Raw genomic sequence first — 16049 nt, 5'->3', positions numbered from 1 at the left:
GAAACACTCTCCTCGCGCTCGCCTGCGGCAAGCCGCAGGACTCGCGTTCTGCACGTGAGTTCGGCTGTTGTCCTCCAATCGAGGCACCTTTTCCAACCAGCGAGCGATTGATCGAGAGAACGTCCCCGATTACTCCTCAGATTGCGTTTGATTCCGACGATATTCGTTTGTAGACGCTCTACATCCCGGAAACGTGAAATTCCAGTGGTTCGGTGGGCGTGCCCCGGACTTGCCGCTACTGGTCGTTTCTCCTCGATTCCGTCGTGGTCGGTTCCATCTCGCTGGTCGTGGTCGTGATTTCTGTCACGAGGTCGTGGTTCCCACCGCCGTGGTCGTCGTCTCCCCGTCGGGCGCGGAGAGACGCTCGCCGTCATCCGGTGGTACGAGTTCGAAGACGGAACCACTACCGCGCACGCTGCCGGTTTGGCTCGTCAGGACGTGCAGTTCGCCGTCCTGTCCAACGCCGAACGAGAGAACGAACCGATTGATTTCCCCGTTTTCGCCACCCCTAACGACCAACTCACGAATCGTCCACGGTCCGTCCCCGTCTGCCGGTGGACGAGCGACGAACAGTCGCCCGCGCGGAGAGCGAAACGACCGACTCCAGTCGCCGAAGACGTACGCCCCGTCGAGTTCGGAAACCGCGGAACCTCAATACACGTGTCCGCCGATGACGGCGAGTCCGACCGACCGGCCACGACTCCGATGTGGATACTCGATGATGGGCCCTGTCAGCGTGGTTCCGTCGTGTAGTGCTCGTCCGGATGCGGTGTCGGGACACCGCTTCGGTGACCGCCTCGGTTTTCGCGCGTCGAAGCAGTGCGTTCCCTCCCTGACGTTCCACCCGTAGTTACCTCCCTTTCGAACCAGATTCACCTCTTCGAACCGCAACTGGCCGACGTCCGCGACGAAGAGGTCGTCGTCGTCGAACGATATCCGCCACGGATTGCGAAAGCCCCACACCCATAGCTCGTCTCGGCCGTTCGTGCCGACGAGGGGATTCTCGTCCGGAACGGCGTACGATTTTTCACCATCCCGGTCGTCCACGTCGATTCGGAGGATACTCCCCAGCAGGTTCTCGGTCACGTCCTGTCCGTTGCCGCCACGATTGCGCGAATACCAGTCGCTCGCGTGACCGCGCCCGGTGTCGTCTGCGCCGCCACCGTCGCCGAGCGGAACGTAGAGGTAGCCGTCGGGGCCGAACGCGAGGTACCCCGCGTTGTGGTTCGCCTGCGGTTGTGGCACCTCCAGAATCGTCCGCTCGGAGTCCGGGTCGGCAGTTCGGAAGTCATCGTCCACTCGGAACTCGGAGAGGACGGCCGTGTGGGCGTATCTGGGCGGCGTCGACGGTCGCGGCGGCGCGCTGTACCGGACGAAAAACCGCCGGTTAGTTCGAAACTCCGGGTGAAGTGCGAGCCCGAGCAGTCCCCGCTCGTCGGTGGAGTCCAGTTGCATCGTCAGTCGCTCACGCAGGTCGAGAAACGGTTCGCCTGCCACGCCGTTCGACGTGAGACGATAGATTCGCCCGACCTGGTCGACGACGTACCGGCGGTCGGTTCCCCCTCCCGCTTCGAACCCGACCGGCTGTGTCAGTGGCTCGTCTGCCACCTTCCGGAGGCCGACAGTAGCGCCCTCCGGTATCACTGGTGGGCGAGATGCTCGGCCACGGTTTACAGTCGTCGTGCTGGAGAGCGCGGCCGCTCCGACGGTCACGCTCCGTAAAAACGTGCGTCTGGAAACGCCCCCCGTGTCCGTCGTTCGTCTCATTTTCCCGCCAGCCGTTTCTACAGGGCGACGGATAAGCGTTCGGCGGGAGAGAAAGCGAGCGGAGCAGTTATTCGTCCAACGACTGCCACGAGAGTCGCAGGTTGCGTGCGGCACTCGCCTGGTCGATTCGCCTCGCAGTCGTGCGGCGGGGTGCGGCTTCGAGCGTCTCGTCGTCTTCGTCGGCGACCGCGTTGAACGCCCCTGCGAGCTGGTCTAACGTCTCGCGGTTCTCGATTTCGGTCGGTTCGGTCATCAGCGCCTCCGAGACGATTTCAGGCCACTTCGTCGTCGGTGGGTGGACGCCGTAATCGAGCATCCGTTTTGCCACGTCCGCGGCGTCTTGGTCGCCTGCGCTGGCGACGAACTCGTGGTGGAACGGGCTGAACGGAACGTCGTATTCGATTTGCGATGCGAGGTAGTTCGCGTTGAGCACGGCCTTCGCGCTGGCGTCCGAGAGCCCGTCGTCACCGAGACGAGCGATGTACGCGAACGTCTTGACGAGCACGAGCCAGTTGCCCTCGAACCCGTGCACCTTGCCGATGGTCTGCTCGGGGTCGAATCGCTCGTAGGTTCCGTTCATCTTCTTCACGCGCGGGGCGGGCAGGAACTCGGCCAGTTTCTCGACCACGCCGACCGGGCCTGCACCGGGGCCGCCGCCGCCGTGGGGCGTGGCGAACGTCTTGTGGACGTTGTAGTGCATGATGTCGAAGCCCATGTCGCCGGGGCGAGCGCGTCCGAGCAGGGCGTTCAGGTTGGCCCCGTCGTAGTAGAGGAGACCGCCTGCCTCGTGGACGACGTTCGCTATCTCTTCGATATCGCGTTCGAACAACCCGAGCGTGTTCGGGTTCGTGAGCATGAACAACGCGGTGTTCTCGCCGACGGCGGCTTCGAGTGCGTCAAGGTCGACGCGTCCGTCGTCCGCGCTCGGGAGTTCGACCACGTCGTACCCGCCCAGTGCCGCACTGGCGGGGTTGGTACCGTGGGCGCTATCCGGGACGATGATTTCGTCGCGCTGGTCGCCCTCGCCGTTCGCGTCGTGGAACGCTTTGGCGACGAGGATGCCCGTGAACTCGCCCGCCGCGCCTGCAGGGGGCTGGAGACTCACGGCGTCCATCCCGCCGATTCGAGCGAGATAGTCCTGGAGACCGTGCATGAGTTCGAGCGTGCCCTGCACCGACTCCTCGGGACGGTCCGGGTGGACGCTCGCGCCGGGGAGTGTGGCCACGTCCTCGGTGAACTTGGGATTGTACTTCATCGTACAGGACCCGAGGGGGTACGGACCGCTGTCGATGCCGTAGTTCATCTGGCTGAGTCGCGTGTAGTGGCGCGCCAGTTCGGGTTCCGAGAGCTCGGGCAGTTCGAGGGAGTCACGGGTCAACTCGTCGGGAAGCGACGAGTCGACGGCGATTTCGGTTCCGTCTTTCTCCGAGAGGAGCGGTTCGTAGAGGTCCGCTTCCTCCCGTTCCCACTTCGCTTGCGTGTAAATCATCGTGCTACCTCCTCGAACATCGTGACCAGTTCGTCTGTCTTGTGCTCGTTTACGTCCGTTACGCAGACCTGCACTTGATGTTCGCCGACCTCGTGGACGGCGAACCCGCGCTCTTCCAGGTCGGCGACGATTGGCGGTGCGGGCTGGTCGGTGTGTGCCACGAACTCACGGAAGTGGTGTCGGTCGTGCACCGGGGCCTGGACACCGCTGATGTCGTCCAGTCGCTCCGCGAGGTCGCGGGCCTGCGTGACACAGTTTTCGGCCAACTCCACCAGTCCGGACGCACCGAGATAGGCGACGTGCATCGCGGTTCGCAGGGCGACCCACGCCTGATTCGTGCAGATGTTGCTCGTCGCACGTTCCCGGCGGATGTGCTGTTCGCGCGTCTGGAGCGTGAGCGTGAACGCTCGATTGTCGCTGTCGTCTTCGCTCACGCCGACCAACCTGCCGGGGACCTGTCGGACGTACTCCTCGCGCGTGGCGAACAGTCCGAGGCCCATCCCGTAACTCGTCGGCAGGCCGAGGGTCGCTGCGTCACCCACGACCACGTCCGCACCGACCGACGCGGGTTCCTGTAACAGCGAGAGGGCGACGGGGTCGGAGCCGAGACAGAACAGCGCGTCGGAGTCGTGTGCGACGTCACCGATCTCCGTGAGGTTCTCTTCGATGGTTCCTCTGGTCGTCGGGTTCTCGGCGTACACCATCACGACGTCTTCGTCTATGGCCTCTTCGAGTGCGGCCACGTCCGCGTTCGCGTCGTCAGTGGCGTACTCTTCGACGACGAGTCCCGGCCCGTCGGTGTAGTTTTCGAGGACGCTCTTTCGCTCGGCCAATAGGTTGTCGGGGACGAGCACTCGATTCCCGCTCGTCTTCCGGACGCGGGCAGCCAGCAGTGCCGCCTCCGCCAGCGCCGTCGCGTGGTCGTACATCGAGGCGTTGGCGATTTCGAGACCGGTCAACTCGACCAGCATCGACTGGTACTCGAACAGGGCTTGCAAGAACCCCTGTGTGACTTCCGGTTGGTACTGCGTGTACGACGTCAGGAACTCCGACCGGTCTGCGAGGTGGTCGACCAGCGACGGAACGTAGTGGTCGTAGTGACCCCGACCGAGAAACTCCGTCAGCGTTCGGTTCTTGCCGAGGGTTCGTCGTATCTCGCGGCGGGTTGCCTGTTCCGATCGTTTCTCGATGCCGAACTCGCCGTCGAACCGGACCGGTTCCGGGATGTCGAAGAGGTCCTCGACGCTCTCGACTCCGACCGCATCGAGCATCGCTCGAGTCTCGTCTGCCGTGTGAGGGGCGTACGGACTGCCCTCGCTCGCGTTGCCTCCACTCATTCGATTTGTTTGCGGTACTCCTCTGCGGACAGTAGTTCGTCGAGGTCGCTCTCGTCGGACAGTTCGAGTTCGAGCATCCAACCGTCGCCGAAGGGGTCTTCGTTGACGAGTTCGGGAGTGCTCTCCAGTTCGTCGTTGACCGCCGTGACAGTGCCCGAAACGGGCGAGTAGAGGTCGGAAACCGCTTTGATGCTCTCGACGACGCCGAACTCGTCGCCCCGTTCTATGTCCTCTCCCTTCTCGGGAAGTTCGATGAAGACGATGTCGCCCAGTTCGTCCTGTGCGAAATCGGAGATGCCGATTCGGGCGGTTCCGTCGGTCACTTCGACCCACTCGTGCGATTCAAGGTAGTTCCGGTCTTCAGGTACTTCGAAGCTCATTGTTTGTCTTTCAGAAACGGTGTGCTCTCAATCTTTGCTTTTTTCGACTGTCCTCGCACCATCACGCGGACGACGGTCCCCGGGTCGGCGTAGTCGGTCGGGACGTAGCCCAGACCGATGGGTTCGCCGAGGGTCGGACTCATCGTCCCGCTCGTGACGGTTCCGATGATAGTGTCTTTCGTGTTGGTGATGTCGTAACCGTGGCGGGGGACGCCTCTGTCGATGAGTTTTATCCCGACGAACGTCTCTTCGACGCCCTCCTCCTTCACTCGTTCGAGCGCGTCGCGCCCGACGAATTCGGTGTCGAGTTTCACGGTGAAGCCGACCCGTGCCTCGTAGGGGTTTCGCGGGTCGTTCTCGTGGTCGAAGTCCTGCCCCGACAGCAGGAATCCCATCTCGGTGCGGAGCGTGTCGCGCGCGCCGAGACCACAGGGCTGACACTCGAAGGCGTCCCAGACGGTCTCCGCGTCACTCCATGGACAGATGAGTTCGAAGCCGTCCTCGCCCGTGTAGCCGGTTCGTGCAATCCAGCACTGAACGCCCTCGACGGTGTCGTATTTCGCCTCGAACTTCGAGAGGTCGGTGATGGACTCGCCGACCGCATCCCTGACGATGTCGGTGGCGTCCGGTCCCTGGACCGCGAACATCGCGTAGTCGTCGGTCGCGTTCCGAATCTCCGCGTCGAGTTCCCACTCGTTCCGGAATCGTTTCCAGCGGTCGTGCATCTGTTCGTCGTGACCGGCGTTCGGGACGAACAGGAACGAAGCGTTGTCGTCTTCCGGAAGCCGGTAGACGACGGTGTCGTCGATGATGGTGCCGTCTTCGTCGGTTATCATCGCGTACTGGGAGTCACCCGGCCCGAGTCGCGTCACGTCGTTTGTCGTCAAACGTTGCATGAGTCGTTCGGCGTCCGGCCCGCACACTTCTATCTCTCCCATGTGAGAGACGTCGAAGATGCCGGCGGACTCTCGAACGCTCTGGTGTTCTTCTTTTATCGAATCGAATTCGACGGGCATGTCCCACCCACCGAACTCGGTGAACGTCGCGCCCCGCTCGTCGTGTCGGTCGCGCAACGGCGGTTTCCGAAGGGGCATATCTGTCCCGTCGAAGCGAGGCAAGTAATGCTTTGTTTTCTTCCTCGCGCGATGTCGATATTCAGGCCGGTTCGACGACTATCTGTCCGTCGCGCTTTTTGAACACGAGTCGGTCGCCCTCTTCGACTGGTTCGCCTGCTTCGGCGAACTCCTCGCGAACGGCTTTGATGAGGCTGATTCGCCATCGCTGGGTCACGGTCGTCGTCCCGAGTATCTGTTCTGAAGCCATCTATCCCCCCATCACAATCGGTACTGTTATGGATTCTTAGCTATTTCGACTCTATAGTCACAAATGACTACATCGACGCCGGAGTTCGTCCAGCGATTGCACGACGCCGATGCTGGAAGCGTCCTCGTTCGTGGTCGGTCCGCACCTACTCGTCCGAGTGGAGACATCCTGACGTTCGACGCGGGTGCGGTGGCGACGTTCGTTGGCGACTCCTGGAACCTCCCGCTGTACGTGTCGGTACCGACGGCGGACGGGCGAACGAGACGCCGGTTCGGAACGGTTGCCCTCCACGACGCTCTCGAGTACACGGAGCAGGCGCTCTCCGAACGGCCTCCCGAGGGTGTGTGGTTTCGACACCACGCACGACTCGTCGATTGTCGGTGCCCGCTTCTGGTCGGGCCACTCGAAGCGCGACTGACGCGCGCCGCCGAGGCGGTCGAGGCGACGCTAGTGACGTGGACGGAGGCCACGACACCGGCGAACGACGCGCTCTACGACCACGTCGTCGAGTCCTGACCCCGTGCGAGGAGATCGGTCGAGTCGACAGTGACGTCGGTGCTCGCACAGGTCGGACACTGGACGGCCAGCGACCAGTCGAGCGGCGTCCTCTCCGCCTCCGAGATGCGAGCAGCGATATCGACGAGCAAGACGAACGAGTCCGTGTGTCCACAGTTCTTACAGGTCATTGGCATCAGACCGACCGGTGCGTTCACGTCGTCGGTCGAGACAGAGTGGTTCCGGTTCGGTATTTGAACGTTCGGGTCAGTCGTCGCCGACCGACGTGTCGAGACCGTACTCGTCGAGGCGCGTGCGCCAGAACTCCTCGTATCCCTCTCTGTCGGGGTCGCTGCGGACGGTGCTCTCGCCCGTGTCCACGCGGTTCAGTTTGAGGTCGACTTCTCCCAGTAACTTCTCGCCGACGTCGTCGCTGATGACGCCCGAGCGCATCGCACTCATGATGGCGCTCTTTTCCTGTTTCAGTACGCGACGCTCACCGACGAGCAGTTCTTCCCGGCGCAGGTCGGGGTTCTCGCTGAGAATGTGAGAGATTGCTTCGTTCAAATCTTTTTTCTCGCGCTCGTACTCCCCGTGGAAATCCTCGTACACGCCGCCGGGAAGGTCGCCTCGATTGTGCAGTCGTTCCGCGGCTTCGAGCGCGGAGTCTACCGCCCGTGCACGCCCGAGGAGGAGTTCGTAGAGCTCTTCGGCCTCCGAGCGCGTGACGACGCCGAGGCGGTCGAGCAGGTTGTTCATCGTCAACCCCTGGACGACGAGACTGAAGCCAGCGACGCCGAACACCATCGCCCGAAGTTCTACCACGCGCGGGAAGTCGCTCGGGAGACCGAGCACCAGTGCGATGGGAATCGAAGCGTGGAGTCCACCCCAGACCATCACGTGCTGGTAGGAGAGCGGCACGTTTCGGTTGCTGAATCGGTTGACGATGCCCGTGAAGGGATAGACGACGAGCGCACGGACGAGCAGGGTGAGGACGATGGCGATGGCGATGAGTTGCCAGTTGTCGAGTATCTGTGCGATGGGCGTCTTCGCACCGATGAGCACGAAGATGAGCGTGTTGACGAGGAACGCGCCGGTCTCCCACGTGTTGAAGATGGATATCTTCGTCTGCGGACTCATCGCGTACTCCGCACCCTGGTTGCCGATGAACAGTCCCGCGGTGACGGTGGCGATGACACCGCTGACGTGGAGGTAGTGTTCGGCGAGCAGGAAGCTACCGTACGCGAGAATAAGCGTGAGCACGATTTCGGTCATGTGCTCGTCAAGATTGACCATCACGCGATAGATGGCATATCCCGTGGCGAGACCGACGATGAGTCCACCGAGGCTGGCGGCGACAATGTCGACCCCCGCGTCGCCGACGACCTGCGGCGTGATAAGTTCCGAGAGTTCGATGTTCTGTTCCTGTGACGTGACGACCAGTCCGAACAGCGTCGAGAAGACGACGACGCCGACGCCGTCGTTTATTAGACTCTCGCCTTCGACGAGCACCGACAGTCGGTCCGGTGCGCCGAGTTCTTCGAACAGCGCCAGCACCGAGACGGGGTCGGTCGGCAAGACCATGGCGGCAAAGAGCAAGGCGAGGAGGATGGGATAGCCGAAGGCGTAGCTGCCGAGCCACCCGAGAACGAGGATAGAGACGATGAGTCCGGGTACGGCGAGCGTTAGAATCGGGACGATGTTCTCGCGGAAGCGTTCGAGGTCCGTCGTCGCCGCCCCTTCGAACAGGAGCGGCGGCAGGAGAACGAGCAGGATGAGGTCGTGTGTCAGTGTGATGTCGATGTCGATTCCCAGAATCGAGACGGCGATTCCCGCGAGCAGGAGGGCGATGGTGTACGGAAACCGTCCAACTTTGGCGACGAAGATTCCGACGCCGCCGGCGATGATGAAGACGGCGAGCAGATTGATGAGTCCAGTTGTGATTCCCGTCTCGGCCATGGGCGACGGTTTGTCTTGACGACGGATAAAGCCGTGTAGTTCGAATGCTGTTTTCGGAGCCACCGTCTGCCGAACACGCCGTCACGTTCCCGAATCGGGGAAAAATGGAGCCGGTCGATTCCTCGTCCTTACTGGTACTCGGTGATGGTCAGGTCGTAGCTTCCCGAACCGCTGTAGGAGTCGACGTCTATCTGCAGGTCCGTCGACGTGTCGGGGTTGTCGATGGTAATCGATTCCTGACTGTCCGTGCTCCTCGAAGCGTAGTCGTAGTTGCTCGGACTCGCGTTGGTCGTCGTACCCTCGTTGATGTAGAGGTCGAAGTCGGCGTCGCTCGGCCCGCTGAGTTCGACGACTATCTGCGACGGGTCGCTGTACTCCCACGCCCACGTCCAGTCGTCGTAGTCGGCGTAACTCGACAGCGAGTCGCTGACCGTCGTGGTGGTCGAATCACCGCCACCGCCGCCGCCACCACCGCCGGACGGGTCGGTCGTGACCGCCGCGTAGGCGTCGACCTGGCCGCTCCCCTGTTCGTCCGAGGAGAGACCGATGTCCTCTGCCGTGTTCTTGAGGTGACTGCGGAGTTCGGAGTTGGTGAGACTCCACTTGGCGAGCGTCAGCCCGGCCACGCCGGAGGTGACGGGCGTCGCCATCGACGTGCCCGAGAGCTCTTCGTAGGAGCCGCGCGTCTCGGTGGTCGTCGAGAGCACGTTGACACCGGGGGCACAGAGTTCGACGCTGCTGCCGTACTGCGAGAACGACGCGAGATTTTCGCTGTCGTCCACCGCAGAGATAGCCATACACTCGCTGTAGGCCGCCGGATAGGAGACGCTACCGCTGCCGTCGTTACCAGCAGCACAGATGGTGAGGACGCCGTTGTCCTGTGCGTACGAGACGGCGTTTTTCATCGTGCTGGTGTAGCCACCGCCGCCGAGGGACATGTTGATGATGTCCGCACCCTGTTCAGTCGCCCATTCGACAGCGTCGGCGATGTCGGACGTGGAACCGCTGCCGTTCTCGTCGAGTGCACGGCCGTTGATGAGCGAGGAGTTACCCTGGCCTGCAACGCCCGTGCCGTTGTCGACGACTGCTGCGGCACAGCCCGAGACGTGCGTCGCGTGGTACTCGTCCTGCGGAACGTCCGGATACGGGTCGGAATCGCTGTCGACGAAGTCGTACCCGGGGTCGGATTTGTAGTTGCCCGCGAGGTCCGGGTGGTCGTACTGCGCTCCCGTGTCGACCACGGCGATGGTTACGTTCGACGAGCCGAGCGTCGTATCCCACGCCTGATCGGAGCCGACCTGCTGGGGCGCGTACTGGCTCCCGAACTGTGGGTCGTTCGGCGTCAGTTGCGTCGTGTACGTCGCGTTCTTCTCGGCGTATTTGATGCCGTCTTTCTTCGAGACAGCGTCGATGAACTTCCCTCGTGCCGTCTCGTTTCCTTTGAATTTGACTGCGACGTAGCGCAGGTTCTCGTTCTTGTGGACGATTTCGGCGTCGTCGGGTACGTGCTGGGCGACTTTCTGCTCGATGTCGCCCTGTCCAGCCGAAACACCCACGAGCACCTCGTCTTCTTTCGAACCGGGGGTTCGGCCGGGGGTTGCAGCCGTGACGCCGCCGAGTGCTGCCGCAGCACCGGCCGCACCAGTTGCTTTCAGAAATGTACGTCGGTCGAACCGCGATGTGTTGTCGTCTGCCATGCAGCGGATTAAACAACCACTTGGACACATTTAAATTTTATCTATAGATATAGAGAAATATGTAATGCCGAACCAATAATTAAAAACGACTGTGTTGTGTCTTAATATATTTCTTATATTTTCAATTGTGGAACGATTCGTCGTCCATTCGGTCGCGTCCGGATAAATGCGGTGCGAAGAACGGAGACCTACTACGGACGAGCGAATCGCCACGGCTATGTCCGGGTGTCGTTTATTCCGGTGTATGACCGGCGGCTTGCGGTCGCTCCTCGGCGGTGAACGCGACGTCGACCGAACTGTCGCGCTGTTCGTCGATGGACCGAACGTGCTCCGTGACGAGTTCGACGTCGACCTGGACGACGTTCGCACGGCAGGAACGCAACTCGGCCAGCTCGTCGTCTCGCGGCTCTACCTGGACGAACACGCCACGCCGGGACTGATACAGGCCGCGGAAGCGCGTGGATTCGAGGTGGTGACGACGAGTGGTGACGTGGACGTGAAACTCGCCATCGACGCGACCGAACTCGCACTGGAAGACGGGGTCGACGTCCTCGCAATCGCCTCGCGAGACACCGATTTCAAGCCCGTCCTCGAAAAGGCGGCGCGCAACGGCGTCCGAACGGTCGCTATCGCACCCGGCGAGTACGGACGCTCCGACGCGTTACAGAACGCAGCCCACGAAGCGTTCGTCATCGAAGAGTAGGCGTTATTTTTCTCGGGGCTCGATTGGTCGCACATGGACAACCTCGGCACGCCGGTTCTCGACAATCACCTCCACCTCGACCCGGAGCACGGGCGCGGCATCGAAGCGGTCAAAGATTTCGCCCGGAGCGGCGGCACGCACTTGCTCGTCGTCAACAAGCCATCGTGGTTGCTCGGCGTCGAAGCCGAGTCGGGCGACGACTTCCGACCCGTGTTCGAGACGACTATCGACGTGGTCGCGCGCGCGAACAAAATTCTTCCTGGGAGAGCGTGGCCCGTCCTCGGCGTCCACCCCGGACTCGTCTCGAAACTCGTGGACGACCGCGGGTACACACCGGCGGACGCGCGTGACCTGATGCAGGCCGGACTCGACGTTGCGAGCGAGTACGTCGCGGACGATTCCGCCGTCGCCCTGAAATCGGGACGGCCCCACTACGACGTCCCCGACGACGTGTGGGAGGCGTCGAACGCCGTCCTCCGGCGTGCACTCGAACTCGGCGCTGCGACGGACTGTGCCGTCCAACTGCACACCGAAGCGACCGACGACCTCACGGCGGTTGCGGAGTGGGCCGACGACGCGGGACTCTCGCCGGAGCGCGTCGTCAAACACTACGCCGGGGGGAAACTGGCCGGCGTGACACCGAGCGTGATGAGCGAGAAAGACCGACTCGAAGTCGCCGCCGAGCGTGGCGAGCCGTTCTTGATGGAGACCGATTTCGTCGACGACCCCGACCGACCCGGCGCGGTGTTAGGGCCGAAGACGGTACCCCGTCGCGTCAAGTGGATGCAAAACCAGGGATACGACGAGGCGATTCGAATCGCTCACGTTTCGACGCCAGCACGCGTCTACGGACTGAATACGGCAGATACACTGTCGAGATAGCCCGGGACCGAAGGAAAGGCCTATTTATCGTGCTACGCACGAGAGAGATATGAGCGCGCCCCCAGAGGAGTTCTACTCCGAAGAACGCTGGCAAAACTGGTTGGACAGAATTAGAGACGAAGACATCGACCCCGAGGACGAGGATTCGGCACGCCTGCTCCTCAATCTACAGGACGACGTCGCCATCGCGGTCGCCAAAATCGTCACCGCGTACGACGACGAGGACGTAGACGAGGAGACGGCACTCGCCGAACTCGCCGACATCCGCGAAATCGTGCTCGGGGAAGTCGAGTTCGACGACGAAGAGAAAGCGATGCTCATCGACGGCGTTCAGACGAGTCTCCTCTGTGTGTTCTACGCCTCCGAAGAGTACGTGGCCCGTGGTCCTGCCGAAGATGCGACCATCGAAGAGTACGTCGTCGAAGCGTCGAAAGCCGAAGCGGCGGAAGACCTCGATTCGGCGCTCGGTCTCGTCGCGGCAGGCGGAACGCGCATCATCGCGGGTGAAGAACTCGATATGACCGTGACCGAAGAACTGGAGTACGGACTCGTCACGGAGTGGGTAAACGGCCTCGATAGCCTCCAGAGTGCGATGAGTGACCCAGAAGTGGTCGAGGAAGACGACGAGTAAGCGAGCACGAAGGTTTTTATTCTCGTCCTGTTTCTGTTCAATTCATGATATTATGGGCGGACGACCGTGGGGTAACGGTGCAGGTGGGGACGATTCTCTTGTTCGCCACACTCGTAGTGGCGATGTCGCTGTATCAGGCGACCGCGGTTCCGAACCAGAACGCGGAGGTGGAGTTCCATCACAGCGAGCGATTACAGGGTCAGATACACGACGCACGAAATTCGATTCTCCGGACGGGCGCGACCGGCACCGACCAACAGTCGTCCGTGACGCTCGTGAGCCAGTATCCGGAGCGTGTGTTCTTCGTCAATCCACCGCCAGCGTCGGGGACGCTACGGACGACCCCGTTGGGAACGGTGCGCGTCGAGAACGTCACTGCACGCGCGCCCGAGACGGCCGACTACTGGGACAGCGGTCGGACGAATCTCTCGTTCGCCACGCGCTCGCTCGCGTACAAACCAGGCTATCACCAGTACGACAACGCCCCCGACACCGTCTACGAGAACTCCATCGTCTACAATCGGGCCGACGACGGAAAGGCGACGCTGACCGACCAACAGCTCGTCAACGGACGGACCATCACCCTCGTCACCCTCGATGGGTCGCTGTCGCAGTCTCGAACGGGGACGATGAGCCTCGACCCGCACGCCGTCAGTCCCTCGACTGCGGTGACGCGGTCGGTTCCGGTTCGGTCCAACGGGAGCGGCAACGTGACGATTCGCGTGCCGACCGGCCTCGGCGAGGAGCAGTGGACGCGCCTACTCGAAGACCAGCGAGCGGAAAACGGTGGCTACGTCGCATCCATCTCCGTGACCGAGGACGGGTTCCTCGTGCTGGAACTGGTGGCCGAGCGGGACGGACAGGCCGTGACGTCCGACCTTCGGATGGCGGACGTGAGTGTCGGGACGGGAGCGACGAGCGTGGGGTCACACTACGTCACGAGAGTCTCCGGCGACGGGACGAGCGTCGGCGTCGGCGGCCGCCGACAGGTGACGGTCGAAGTGAGAGACCGATACAACAACCCCATCTCGGGTGCGACCGTGAACTTCACGCTCGCCGATGCGAACGCGACGACGGAACACGAACTCGACGATGGGACGACGAGCGGCCAGACCGCGCGCAGGTGACGACCGGCACAGACGGACGAGCGACCGTCACCTACCACCTCGAATCCGTCTCGGGAACCGACGACGTCGAAGTCCGGGCCAGCATCGACGACGCTCCGCCAGCAGACGGTCCGTTCGACGCGGAACGAAAGGAGACGCTCGCGTTCTCGCTCGTCGCAGTCGATCGGAACGGCGACGGAAACGGCGGGAGTGGTGGCTCCGCCGCGGACGTAGAGTACGTCGACGCGAGTGGAGTGGCGAAAGCGAACGGCGGTCAGACGACTGGTGTTCAGTTCTCGTTCATCAATACCGGTGAACGGGACGTGACTGTGACCGGCATCACCGTGGATGCGAACAAAGACAGCTCGGCGAAGTACGTCAGCGAAACGAACGGCGGCGAGGGGTCCGACGGGCAACACGAGGTCTGCGTCGACGCGAGCGACGACGGGTGGTTGGAGATGGACTGTTCGAACTGCAACGACCCAGGAACGAACCACTACCAGTTAGGGACCAAGGAGACGCTCACCGAACCCGCGACGGTGGTTGGTGGTTCGGAGGCGACGGTGTACGTCTACGAGTTCAAGAAGAACAACGGGAATGCAGAACCCATGTCCGGCAAGGAGATGGTCGTGACCGTTCACTTCGCCGACGGTTCATCGAAGACGTTCGAGTTCACCGCCAGGGAGCCGTACTGACCGCTTCGACGACTGTCGATACTCTCATCGACAAACCCTTATATCATGTTATGCAAGGTGGGGGCAAGAATGACTGCCGTCGGTATCGATGCCATCGAAATCTGGACTGGGAAGCTAAAACTCGACCTTCCGGAGACGTTCGCTCCGGTCAAAGACGAAGACCCGGACAAGTACACGAAGGGCCTGGGCCTGTACGCGAGTTCGTTCCCGGACGCACACGAGGACATCGTGACGATGGGCGCGAACGCGGCCTATCGGCTCATGGAGCGCGAGGGGCTGACTCCCGACGACATCGGGCGCATCGACGTGGCAACCGAGAGCGCGTTCGACAACTCCAAGCCAGTCTCGACGTACATCGCGGGGTGTCTCGAACAGGTGTACGACAGCGACTTCCACCACGCGAACAAAGGCGAGCGCAAGTTCGCCTGCATCGCGGGCACACAGAGTCTCGACGACGCCTACAACTGGATCAAAGCGGGCCGAAATCGCGGACGAAGCGCGCTCGTCATCGCCACTGACACGGCGCTCTACGCACGCGGTGACCCCGGCGAGGCGACACAGGGTGCCGGTGCGGTCGCCATGCTCATCAGCGAAGACCCCCGTCTGGTGGAACTCTCGACGGAACAGGGGTACGGGAGCGCCGACGAGACGGACTTCCTGAAGCCCAACCAGCAGTTCCCCAGCGTGGACGGCAAACGGTCGATGCAGGTCTACCTCGCCCGGATGCGCGAGGCACTGGAGGACTTCGAGAGCGTCGCGGGCGACACCCATCCCGACGACTACGAGTACATCCCCTTCCACACGCCGTTCCCCGGCATGGTGCGCAAGGCGGGTCTCCTCGGCTACCGGCACATGATTCGTTCCACCGACGTCGAAGACGAACTGGCCGAGGAAATTGGTCGCCAGCCCCGCGAGTCCGAGTACGACGACCGCGAGGCCTACGAGGAGGCCATCCGGGCGTACATGGACGACTTGAAGTCCACCGACCAGTACCGCGAGTGGTACGCGAACACCATCGACCCGACGCTCACCATCGCGCGTGAGGTCGGCAACTGGTACACCGGGTCGGTACACATCGCTCGCGCCTCGGCACTCAAGTACGCCGCCGAGAACGACATCGACGTGACGGGGAAACAACTGCTCGTCGGTTCCTACGGCAGCGGTGCGCAGGCGGAAATCCACGCCGAGACTGTCCAGGAGGGATGGCGAGAGGAGATCGGTCAACTCTCCATCGACGACCAGATTCGCGCCCGTCACGACCTCACCTTCGAGGAGTACGAGAACGTTCACGACCGCCACAACCACGACAAGCGAGTCGAACTGGACGACTTCACGGAACCCGAAGACGAGTTCGTCTTCGTCGGGCGCGGGGAGATGGACGAACGAACCTACGAGTACGTGGAATAGATGGACCGGTCGTATCGTAGCGAACGGTCGAACTTCGGTTCGGTTTTCCCGATGGCGTTCTAGTGCATTGTCAACTATCAATTGTAGGATAAAGTCGGCGTAGTTTGATTCGTGCATCTTCGGATGTGAATCGCCAGTCAATGTCTGTTTCTTGGGCGTTCAGTGAATTTGTCCACGC

General features: G+C 62.2%; 17 protein-coding genes. 7 read left to right on the top strand and 10 right to left on the bottom strand.

Annotated features, from left to right (window positions below; translation table 11 throughout):
• Positions 1–303: 303 nt before the first annotated feature.
• From ACR3FF_RS21205 to ACR3FF_RS21175, 7 genes are all read right to left on the bottom strand, one after another.
• Entirely contained in the window at positions 304–519 is a 216-nt protein-coding gene (locus ACR3FF_RS21205) for a hypothetical protein (protein WP_458190131.1), read from the bottom strand.
• Positions 520–651: 132 nt separating this feature from the next.
• A complete protein-coding gene (locus ACR3FF_RS21200; protein WP_458190130.1) occupies positions 652–1767 on the bottom strand; it encodes a PQQ-dependent sugar dehydrogenase in 1116 nt (371 codons plus the stop codon).
• A gap of 67 nt (positions 1768–1834) precedes the next feature.
• Positions 1835–3256 carry an aminomethyl-transferring glycine dehydrogenase subunit GcvPB gene (gcvPB, locus tag ACR3FF_RS21195; RefSeq protein ID WP_458190129.1) on the bottom strand — a complete coding sequence of 474 codons (1422 nt, stop codon included), beginning with the start codon at positions 3254–3256 and terminating at the stop codon, positions 1835–1837.
• Positions 3253–4593: an aminomethyl-transferring glycine dehydrogenase subunit GcvPA gene (gene gcvPA, locus ACR3FF_RS21190; protein ID WP_458190128.1), complete on the bottom strand. Its 1341-nt coding sequence runs from the start codon at positions 4591–4593 to the stop codon at positions 3253–3255. The genes gcvPB and gcvPA overlap by 4 nt, the downstream gene beginning before the upstream one ends.
• Positions 4590–4973 carry a glycine cleavage system protein GcvH gene (gene gcvH / locus ACR3FF_RS21185; RefSeq protein WP_458190127.1) on the bottom strand — a complete coding sequence of 128 codons (384 nt, stop codon included), beginning with the start codon at positions 4971–4973 and terminating at the stop codon, positions 4590–4592. The genes gcvPA and gcvH overlap by 4 nt, the downstream gene beginning before the upstream one ends.
• Entirely contained in the window at positions 4970–6067 is a 1098-nt protein-coding gene (gene gcvT / locus ACR3FF_RS21180; protein ID WP_458190125.1) for a glycine cleavage system aminomethyltransferase GcvT, read from the bottom strand. The genes gcvH and gcvT overlap by 4 nt, the downstream gene beginning before the upstream one ends.
• 61 nt (positions 6068–6128) lie before the next feature.
• Positions 6129–6296, bottom strand: a complete 168-nt coding sequence (locus ACR3FF_RS21175; protein WP_458190123.1) for a hypothetical protein — start codon at positions 6294–6296, stop codon at positions 6129–6131.
• A 63-nt stretch (positions 6297–6359) separates the two neighbouring features.
• Between ACR3FF_RS21175 and ACR3FF_RS21170 the strand changes: the two genes are divergently transcribed.
• Positions 6360–6812 carry a hypothetical protein gene (locus ACR3FF_RS21170; protein WP_458190121.1) on the top strand — a complete coding sequence of 151 codons (453 nt, stop codon included), beginning with the start codon at positions 6360–6362 and terminating at the stop codon, positions 6810–6812.
• Here the strand turns inward: ACR3FF_RS21170 and ACR3FF_RS21165 are convergent.
• The 3 genes from ACR3FF_RS21165 to ACR3FF_RS21155 all read right to left on the bottom strand — a co-directional run bounded on the left by ACR3FF_RS21165 (position 6788) and on the right by ACR3FF_RS21155 (position 10447).
• Positions 6788–6982 (bottom strand): hypothetical protein, encoded by a 195-nt coding sequence (locus tag ACR3FF_RS21165; protein WP_458190120.1) that lies wholly within the window; start codon positions 6980–6982, stop codon positions 6788–6790. The genes ACR3FF_RS21170 and ACR3FF_RS21165 overlap by 25 nt on opposite strands.
• A gap of 76 nt (positions 6983–7058) precedes the next feature.
• Positions 7059–8750: a Na+/H+ antiporter gene (locus ACR3FF_RS21160; protein WP_458190119.1), complete on the bottom strand. Its 1692-nt coding sequence runs from the start codon at positions 8748–8750 to the stop codon at positions 7059–7061.
• A gap of 128 nt (positions 8751–8878) precedes the next feature.
• Entirely contained in the window at positions 8879–10447 is a 1569-nt protein-coding gene (locus ACR3FF_RS21155; protein ID WP_458190118.1) for a S8 family peptidase, read from the bottom strand.
• 244 nt (positions 10448–10691) lie between these two features.
• Here ACR3FF_RS21155 and ACR3FF_RS21150 point away from each other — a divergent pair, with 244 nt between their 5' ends.
• The 6 genes from ACR3FF_RS21150 (at position 10692) to hmgB (ending at position 15871) form a co-directional block, all read left to right on the top strand.
• Positions 10692–11150 (top strand): NYN domain-containing protein, encoded by a 459-nt coding sequence (locus ACR3FF_RS21150; RefSeq protein WP_458190117.1) that lies wholly within the window; start codon positions 10692–10694, stop codon positions 11148–11150.
• Between the two features lie 33 nt (positions 11151–11183).
• Complete coding sequence (locus ACR3FF_RS21145; RefSeq protein ID WP_458190116.1) at positions 11184–12032, top strand: TatD family hydrolase; 849 nt, start codon at positions 11184–11186, stop codon at positions 12030–12032.
• Between the two features lie 49 nt (positions 12033–12081).
• Positions 12082–12663 (top strand): DUF2150 family protein, encoded by a 582-nt coding sequence (locus ACR3FF_RS21140; RefSeq protein ID WP_458190115.1) that lies wholly within the window; start codon positions 12082–12084, stop codon positions 12661–12663.
• 44 nt (positions 12664–12707) lie between these two features.
• Positions 12708–13790 (top strand): hypothetical protein, encoded by a 1083-nt coding sequence (locus tag ACR3FF_RS21135; RefSeq protein WP_458190113.1) that lies wholly within the window; start codon positions 12708–12710, stop codon positions 13788–13790.
• A complete protein-coding gene (locus tag ACR3FF_RS21130) occupies positions 13787–14464 on the top strand; it encodes a hypothetical protein (protein WP_458190112.1) in 678 nt (225 codons plus the stop codon). The genes ACR3FF_RS21135 and ACR3FF_RS21130 overlap by 4 nt, the downstream gene beginning before the upstream one ends.
• Positions 14465–14533: 69 nt before the next feature.
• Positions 14534–15871, top strand: coding sequence for a hydroxymethylglutaryl-CoA synthase (gene hmgB, locus ACR3FF_RS21125; RefSeq protein ID WP_458190111.1), 1338 nt, complete (start codon positions 14534–14536; stop codon positions 15869–15871).
• The last annotated feature ends 178 nt before the right edge of the window (positions 15872–16049 follow it).

This window comes from Haladaptatus ordinarius, from assembly GCF_054177595.1.
This window is presented reverse-complemented; position numbering and strand designations above follow the sequence as displayed.

Bases quoted from the DNA above. Each gene is read 5' to 3' on its own strand.
- ACR3FF_RS21200 (WP_458190130.1), bottom strand. From the start codon at position 1,767: ATGAGACGAACGACGGACACGGGGGGCGTTTCCAGACGCACGTTTTTA.
- gcvPB (WP_458190129.1), bottom strand. From the start codon at position 3,256: ATGATTTACACGCAAGCGAAGTGGGAACGGGAGGAAGCGGACCTCTAC.
- gcvPA (WP_458190128.1), bottom strand. From the start codon at position 4,593: ATGAGTGGAGGCAACGCGAGCGAGGGCAGTCCGTACGCCCCTCACACG.
- gcvH (WP_458190127.1), bottom strand. From the start codon at position 4,973: ATGAGCTTCGAAGTACCTGAAGACCGGAACTACCTTGAATCGCACGAG.
- gcvT (WP_458190125.1), bottom strand. From the start codon at position 6,067: ATGCCCCTTCGGAAACCGCCGTTGCGCGACCGACACGACGAGCGGGGC.
- ACR3FF_RS21175 (WP_458190123.1), bottom strand. From the start codon at position 6,296: ATGGCTTCAGAACAGATACTCGGGACGACGACCGTGACCCAGCGATGG.
- ACR3FF_RS21170 (WP_458190121.1), top strand. From the start codon at position 6,360: ATGACTACATCGACGCCGGAGTTCGTCCAGCGATTGCACGACGCCGAT.
- ACR3FF_RS21165 (WP_458190120.1), bottom strand. From the start codon at position 6,982: ATGACCTGTAAGAACTGTGGACACACGGACTCGTTCGTCTTGCTCGTC.
- ACR3FF_RS21160 (WP_458190119.1), bottom strand. From the start codon at position 8,750: ATGGCCGAGACGGGAATCACAACTGGACTCATCAATCTGCTCGCCGTC.
- ACR3FF_RS21155 (WP_458190118.1), bottom strand. From the start codon at position 10,447: ATGGCAGACGACAACACATCGCGGTTCGACCGACGTACATTTCTGAAA.
- ACR3FF_RS21150 (WP_458190117.1), top strand. From the start codon at position 10,692: ATGACCGGCGGCTTGCGGTCGCTCCTCGGCGGTGAACGCGACGTCGAC.
- ACR3FF_RS21145 (WP_458190116.1), top strand. From the start codon at position 11,184: ATGGACAACCTCGGCACGCCGGTTCTCGACAATCACCTCCACCTCGAC.
- ACR3FF_RS21140 (WP_458190115.1), top strand. From the start codon at position 12,082: ATGAGCGCGCCCCCAGAGGAGTTCTACTCCGAAGAACGCTGGCAAAAC.
- ACR3FF_RS21135 (WP_458190113.1), top strand. From the start codon at position 12,708: ATGATATTATGGGCGGACGACCGTGGGGTAACGGTGCAGGTGGGGACG.
- hmgB (WP_458190111.1), top strand. From the start codon at position 14,534: ATGACTGCCGTCGGTATCGATGCCATCGAAATCTGGACTGGGAAGCTA.